Below are 6,473 nucleotides of genomic sequence, written 5' to 3'. Positions count from 1 at the left end.
CGTTCCGCGGCTTGACGCGCCCGCCGGCTTGCGGCGACCTGCCGCCGCGCGGCCGCGACCAGCCTGGCCCGCGCCGCCCGCCTTCTTCCCAGCCGCCCGCCGCCCCGCCCGCGGGCGGCCAGGGCCCGCGCATCCGGGACCGCCGCCATGACCGCCGAGGCCACCATCGCCCGCATCCTCGCCCATCCGCGCTTCCGCGACGCCGTCGGCGTGCTGGCGCGCGAGCATGAGCGCATCGTCGCGGACACCATCGCGCTGACCGAGATCCCCGCCCCGCCCTTCGCCGAGGAACGCCGCGCCGCCGCCTACCTGGAGATGCTGCGCGCCCACGGCCTCGAGGAGGTGGAGCAGGACGCCATCGGCAATGTCATGGGCCGCCGCCGCGGCAGCGGGAATGGCAGCACGGTGGTGGTCGCGGCGCATCTCGACACCGTCTTCCCCGCCGGCACGGACACGACGGTGCGGCGGGAGGGCAACCGCCTGCTTGCCCCCGGCATCGGCGACGACACCCGCAGCCTGGCGGTCAATCTCGGCTTCCTGCGCGCCCTGGACGCGGCCGGCATCCGCACCCGCGCCGACATCCTGGTGCTGGGCGATGTGGGGGAGGAAGGGCTGGGCGACCTGCGCGGCGTGCGGCACTTCTTCACCGAAGGCCGCCACCGCCATGCGGTCGAGGCCTTCTTCACCGTGGACAGCCCGGAGGTGGACCGCATCGTCACCGGCGGCGTCGGCAGCAAGCGCTACCGCGTCACCTTCCGCGCCCCGGGCGGCCACAGCTACGGCGCCTTCGGCCTGGTGAACCCGGCCTATGCCATGGCGCGGGCGATGCTGGGGCTGGCCGACCTCGCCGCGCCGCGCGACCCGAAGACCACGCATTGCGCCAGCGTGCTGGGCGGCGGCACCTCGGTGAACGCCATCCCCAATGCGGTCTGGATGGAGGTGGATTTGCGGAGCGCCGATGCCACCGAGCTGGCGCGGCTGGAACGGGAATTCCTGGCGGGCGTCGAGGCCGCGGTCGCTGCCGAGAATGCCGCGCGATCGACGCGGGAGGGGCCGGTGACCGTGGACTGCGCCGTGATCGGCGACCGCCCGGCCGGCCACACGCCGGCCGATGCCGCCATCGTGCGGCTGGCGACGGCCGCCGTCGCGTCGCAGGGCTTCTCGCCGACGCATGAATGGTCCTCGACGGATGCCAACATCCCGATGAGCCTCGGCATCCCGGCCATCAAGATCGGCTCCGGCGGCCGCGGCGGGCGGGCGCATTCGCTGGAGGAGTGGATCGAGGTGGAGCCGGCGGAATGCCTGCGCGGCATGACCGCGAGCCTGGCGACGATCCTCGCGGCGGCGGGGATGGAGGAGTAGCCGCCGCGCGGCGCGGGGCGGCCGGCCCGGGCCCGGCCATGCGCAGAGCGGCTTCCGTCGGCCATGGCTCGCGGCAACCGCCCTGGTCTTCTGGTTCTCCGGGCATCTTCGCCCGATCAGGGGATTCCACCCGATCGGGATCGGCTCTCAGGGCGGTAGCGTCCGTGCGAGGAAGCCGACGATCTCGGCCGCGAAGCGGCGGCTGAACTCGGCCCGGTCGAAGCCCGGCGCGCTGCCGCAGATCGCCGGCGCGGCGCGCCACAGCGCCTCGGGGCAGGGCGGCAGGAAGTCGAAATGGCCGGCGCGCTCGGCGACCCGGACCTCCGGCGGGCGGGGCAGCGCCGCGCGCACCGGCTCGGCATAGACCGGCGACGGCAGGATCGCGTCATCCGTCGCCATCCAGAGCTGGACCGGCATGGTCACGCGGGCGAGGCCGGCCGGCGTGAAGGCGAAGCCGAAGGCCGGCGCCGCCACGACCAGGGCGCGCAGGCGCCCGTCGCGGGCGAAGGCCGGCGGCACGGCGGCGGGGCCCGCGACGGCGGCCATGCCGCCCCGGGCGGCCGCCATCAGCCGGCAGTCGTAGAAGCCGGGATCGGCCGCGCAATGCGGCCCGATGCGGGACAGGTCCGGCTCGCCCCCGGCCACCGCCAGCACGGTGAAGCCGCCGGCCGAGAAGCCGAAGGCCCCGATGCGCGCCGGGTCGATCGCCCCCGGCTCCCAGCGCGACACCATGTGCTCGATCACCGCCACGAAGCCGCGGGTCCGCCCGCCGATATCGGTCGCGCGCGACTGGTCGCGGTGGTTGTCGCCGGTATGGGTCGGCGCGGCGACGACGAAGCCGGCCTGCGCCAGGGCGAGGGCGAGATCGGCATGGCTGGCGAAATTCCCGCCATGGCCGTGCGAGATGGCGACGAGCGGCAGGCCGCGGCCCCGCACCGGCGCCCCGGGCGCGAGGTCCTGCCGGAAGAGGCCCACGGCGGTGGGGCGCGTCGGCGCGTCGCCGGGATACCAGACGCCGACCTCGATCGCCGGCGCCGCGCCATCCGGCACCTGCAGCGTCGTGAAGCCGACCGGGAGGGCGGCGGCCCGTCCCGCGAGGAGCAGGAGGAGCGCGCCGAGGAGCCAGGCAGGCAGGGTTCGCATGGCGCGTCACTCCGGATGGCCGACCATACCGGCGGGCGGCAGGGTGGGCCATGCCGGCGCATGCCGGGGTCCGTCGCGGCGCGCCGCGCAGCGCTGCCGCCGCGCTTGCCCGCGGGGATGGCCGGGGCGTATAGGAATGAAGTCAGCGCCACCGCCGCGCCCCGGCGGCCGCCCGGATAAAGCGCTCAAGGCCAAAATTCCTCAAGCCGATCCGGACGCAACCTGTTGAAGGCGCAAGGTTCTTCCGGAATAGGTCCGATCCGGACTCAGCCCGTCTTTACGCCTCCGCCGCCGCGCCGCCCGCCGCCAGGTCCAGCAGCTTCCGCATCACGGTCGGCATCGCCGCCGCCGCCGCAACCAGCGGCCGCGCCTCCATCCCCGCAGGCGGCGCCAGCGCCGGCATCGCGGCGGCCAGCAGCAGCATCTCCAGCTCGAAATGCGTGAAGCCGTGCCGCGCCACGCCGGGCACGCGCCGCCAGCGCAGGCCCTCGGCAGGCGCGAAGGCCAGCGCCTCGGCCTCGGTCCAGGGGGCGTCGCGCCAGGGCGTGCCGGGCAGTTCGAGCATCCCGCCTAGCAGCCCCTTCGGCGGCCGGCGGCGCAGCAGCACCTGCCCGGCCGCGTCGGTCAGCAGGAAATGCACGCCATGCCGCAGCGGCCGCGCCCGCTTCGGCGCCTTGCGCGGCAGGGTCTCCTGGATCCCGGCGCGCCGCGCCGCGCAGCCTTCGCGCCATGGGCACAGCGCGCAGGCCGGCGCGCGCGGCGTGCAGATCGTGGCGCCCAGGTCGAACAGCGCCTGGGCGAAATCCCCGGGCCGGGCGCGCGCCGCCGGGTCCGCCATGAAGCCCGTGGCCAGCGCCGCCAGCCGCGGCTTCGCGGCCGGCAAGGCACCCTCCTCCGCCGCTAGGCGGGCCACCACGCGCTCCACATTGCCGTCCACCGGCACCACGGCTTCGCCGAAGGCGATCGCCGCCACCGCCGCGGCGGTATAGGCGCCGATGCCGGGCAGGTCGCGCAGCGCCGCGGCATCCCGCGGGAAGCCGCCGCGTTCGGCCACCAGGCGCGCGCAGGCATGCAGGTTGCGGGCGCGGGCGTAGTAGCCGAGGCCGGCCCATTCCTCCATCACCGCGCCCTCCCCGGCCGCCGCCAGCGCCTGCACGGTGGGGAAGCGCGCCAGGAAGCGGTCGAAGCGTGGCCCGACGGCGGCGACGGTGGTCTGCTGCAGCATCACCTCGGACAGCCAGACATGGTAAGGCTCCGGCCTCCCGCCCGCGGGGCTGCGGAAGGGCAAGGCGCGGCGGTGCCGGTCATACCAGGCGAGAAGCGGGGCAGCCGGGGGCAGCGATGGGGGAAGCACGGTCATATGGCCCAGGATAGCGACGCCCCCGACCACCGCATCCCCGGCGCCCCCGCGCCCGGGTCCCCGCCGCGGGGGGAGGCCGCGCCTGGGCGCTTCGGCGCGGCCCGGCATCCCTATGGCCCGCGCCCGCTCGGCGCCCTGATCCCCGGCCTCACCCGCCCGGTCTTCCGCAAGAAGAGTCCGGCCGGGGCCCAGCTCATGGCCGACTGGGCGGAGGTGGTGGGGCCGGCGCTGGCCGCGGCGACCACGCCCCGGCGCCTGTCCGGCGGCACGCTCACCATCGCCTGCGCCGGGCCGGTGGCGATGGAGCTGACGCATCTCGCGCCGCAGCTGCTGGCGCGGATCAACGGCCATCTCGGCCGGGTGCTGGTGGAGCGGCTGCGCTTCGTGCAGCAGGCCCAGGCGGGCGGCGCGCCCGTCGCCCGGGGCGCGCCGGACGCGCCGCTGCCGCCGCAGGTGGAGCAGGCCGTCGCCGCCGTCCCGGGGGAGGAATTGCGGGCGGCGCTGGCAAAGCTCGGCCAGCGAGTCTATCGAAACCGCCCCTGACCGCCCGGCCCGGGCGGAGTCGCCACGGACAGAGATCGGAGGCCTCATGCGCCTGCCCCGCCGCACGCTCCTCGCCGCCAGCGCGCTGGCCGCGACCGCGCCCACCGCCTGGGCGCAGGGCACCGACCCGCGCCTGGCGGAACGCGGCATCGGCAGGCCGGACGCGCCGGTGAAGGTGGTGGAGTTCTTCTCCCTCACCTGCTCCCACTGCGCCGCCTTCCACCGCGACACCTTCCCGCGGGTGAAGAAGGACCTGGTGGAGACCGGCGCCGTCCGCCTCATCTGGCGCGACTTCCCGCTGGACCAGGTGGCGCTGACTGCCGCCGCCGTCGCCCGCACCCTGCCGGCCGACCGCTACGAGGGCTTCATCTCGGCGCTGCTCGGCAGCCAGGACCGCTGGGCCTTCACCCGGGGCGATCCCTTCGCGGAGCTGGCGAAGATGGCGGCGCTGGCCGGCATGCCGAAGCCGCAATTCGACCAGGTGCAGGCGGATGAGGCGCTGAAGCGCGCCATCCTCGCCGAGCGGTCGATCGCGGAGAAGGAGTTCAGCGTGCAGGCGACGCCGAGCTTCTCCTTCCAGGGCCGGCGCACGGTCAACCAGTCCGGCGCGATGGGCTTCGAGAAATTCGCCCAGCTCGTGCAGGACGTGAAGCCGGCTTGAGCGAGCAGCCCGCCGCCGCCGCGCCCGAGGAGGCCGCGCCGCCCGACGCGGCGGAGCAGGAGCACGCGCCGCCGCACGACGCGGCCGGGCAGGAGCGCGCGCAATTGCGCGACACGGCCGAGCAGGAGCGCGCGCAACTGCGCGCGACGCTGGCCCGGCTGCGCATCGCCGGCTTCAAGAGCTTCGCCGAGGCGACGACCGTCGAGGTCATGCCCGGCCTCACCGGCATCGTCGGCCCGAATGGCTGCGGCAAGTCCAACGTGGTCGAGGCGCTGCGCTGGGCGATGGGCGAGACCTCCGCGCGGTCCATGCGCGGCGGGGAGATGGAGGACGTCATCTTCGCCGGCACGGCCACGCGCCCGGGCCGCAACCTGGCCGAGGTGACGCTTTACCTCGAGGAGGCGCAGGGCCTGGCGCCGCCGCCCAACGCCGATGCCGCCGATCTCGAGATCGTCCGCAAGATCGCCCGCGGCGAGGGCAGCAGCTTCCGCGTGAACGGGCGGGAGGTCCGGGCGCGCGACGTCCAGACCATGTTCGCCGATATCGGCTCGGGCGCCCGCGCCTCCGCCATGGTCAGCCAGGGCAAGGTCGCCGCCATGATCGGCGCCAAGCCCGAGGAGCGCCGGCAGGTGCTGGAGGAGGCGGCGGGCATCAGCGGCCTGCGCGCCCGCCGGCACGAGGCGGAGCTCAAGCTCCGCCAGGCCGAGACCAACCTGACCCGCGCCGAGGACCTGCTGGGCCAGCTGGAGACGCAGAAGGGCTCGCTGCAGCGGCAGGCGCGGCAGGCCAACCGCTACCGCAACATCAGCGGCCTGGTGCGGCAGGCGGAGGCCGAGTGGCTGTCCCTGCTGCAGGCCCGCGCCCAGGCGGCCCTGGAGGTCGCTCGCGCCGGCTTCGAGCAGGCCGCGGCGGCGACGAGGCGCGCCGAGGCCGAGGCCGAGGCGGCGGCGATCCGCAGCTTCGAGGCGGAGAAGGCGCTGACCGCCGGGCTGCGGGAGGCCGAGGCGGAGGCCCGCACCGCCCTGGAACGGCGCCGGATCGAGACCGAGGGGCTGGAGGCGGCGGAGACCCGCGCCCGCGCCGCGCTGGAGGCCGCCGAGGCGCGGCTCGGCCAGATCAGCCGCGACCTGGCGCATGCGCGGGAGGTCGAGGCGGATGCCGCCGCCGCCGAGCGGCGCCTGGCGCAGGAACAGGCGACGCTGGCGGCGGATGCCGACAGCCTGCCCACCCGCCTCGCAGATGCCGAGGCGGCGCTGGAGGCGGCGGCCGAGGCGGCCCGCGATGCCGAGCGCGCCGCCAACCTGGCGACGGAGGAGGCGGCCTCCCTGGCCGCCCGGGTGAATGCCGCGGCGGCGGCGCTGGAGGCCGCCGGGCAGCGCGCCCGCCGCCTCGCCGGCCAGCAGG

6 protein-coding genes are annotated in these 6,473 nt (G+C 76.1%); 4 read left to right on the top strand and 2 right to left on the bottom strand.

Translation table 11 applies throughout. From position 1 onward, the window contains the following. The first annotated feature begins 147 nt into the window (after window positions 1–147). On the top strand, window positions 148–1,362 hold the full coding sequence (locus E2C05_RS27095) for a M20/M25/M40 family metallo-hydrolase (RefSeq protein ID WP_133222769.1): 1,215 nt from the start codon (window positions 148–150) through the stop codon (window positions 1,360–1,362). A 147-nt stretch (window positions 1,363–1,509) separates the two neighbouring features. On the opposite strand, the gene E2C05_RS27090 is transcribed toward E2C05_RS27095, so the two are convergent. Continuing rightward, on the bottom strand, window positions 1,510–2,505 hold the full coding sequence (locus E2C05_RS27090; RefSeq protein ID WP_133222768.1) for an alpha/beta hydrolase family protein: 996 nt from the start codon (window positions 2,503–2,505) through the stop codon (window positions 1,510–1,512). Window positions 2,506–2,782: 277 nt separating this feature from the next. Next, on the bottom strand, window positions 2,783–3,865 hold the full coding sequence (locus E2C05_RS27085) for an A/G-specific adenine glycosylase (RefSeq protein WP_133222767.1): 1,083 nt from the start codon (window positions 3,863–3,865) through the stop codon (window positions 2,783–2,785). On the opposite strand from E2C05_RS27085, the gene E2C05_RS27080 reads away from it, so the two are divergent. The 3 genes from E2C05_RS27080 to E2C05_RS27070 form a co-directional block, all read left to right on the top strand. Continuing rightward, window positions 3,866–4,408 carry a DUF721 domain-containing protein gene (locus E2C05_RS27080; protein WP_133222766.1) on the top strand — a complete coding sequence of 181 codons (543 nt, stop codon included), beginning with the start codon at window positions 3,866–3,868 and terminating at the stop codon, window positions 4,406–4,408. Between the two features lie 46 nt (window positions 4,409–4,454). Beyond that, window positions 4,455–5,069, top strand: coding sequence for a thioredoxin domain-containing protein (locus E2C05_RS27075; RefSeq protein ID WP_133222765.1), 615 nt, complete (start codon window positions 4,455–4,457; stop codon window positions 5,067–5,069). Then, window positions 5,066–6,473 (top strand): AAA family ATPase (locus E2C05_RS27070; RefSeq protein ID WP_240046913.1); only part of this gene is annotated, 1,408 nt, incomplete at its 3' end. The genes E2C05_RS27075 and E2C05_RS27070, both read left to right, overlap by 4 nt.

This window comes from Paracraurococcus ruber (assembly GCF_004353985.1).
In the GTDB taxonomy this organism is placed as follows: Bacteria; Pseudomonadota; Alphaproteobacteria; order Acetobacterales; family Acetobacteraceae; genus Paracraurococcus; species Paracraurococcus ruber.
The sequence above is the reverse complement of the archived record's forward strand: the minus strand, read 5'-3'. Positions and strand labels throughout refer to the sequence as shown.

What these genes read in the sequence shown, in the direction of transcription:
- E2C05_RS27095 (WP_133222769.1), top strand. Translation starts at nt 148, where the DNA reads ATGACCGCCGAGGCCACCATCGCCCGCATCCTCGCCCATCCGCGCTTC.
- E2C05_RS27090 (WP_133222768.1), bottom strand. Translation starts at nt 2,505, where the DNA reads ATGCGAACCCTGCCTGCCTGGCTCCTCGGCGCGCTCCTCCTGCTCCTC.
- E2C05_RS27085 (WP_133222767.1), bottom strand. Translation starts at nt 3,865, where the DNA reads ATGACCGTGCTTCCCCCATCGCTGCCCCCGGCTGCCCCGCTTCTCGCC.
- E2C05_RS27080 (WP_133222766.1), top strand. Translation starts at nt 3,866, where the DNA reads ATGGCCCAGGATAGCGACGCCCCCGACCACCGCATCCCCGGCGCCCCC.
- E2C05_RS27075 (WP_133222765.1), top strand. Translation starts at nt 4,455, where the DNA reads ATGCGCCTGCCCCGCCGCACGCTCCTCGCCGCCAGCGCGCTGGCCGCG.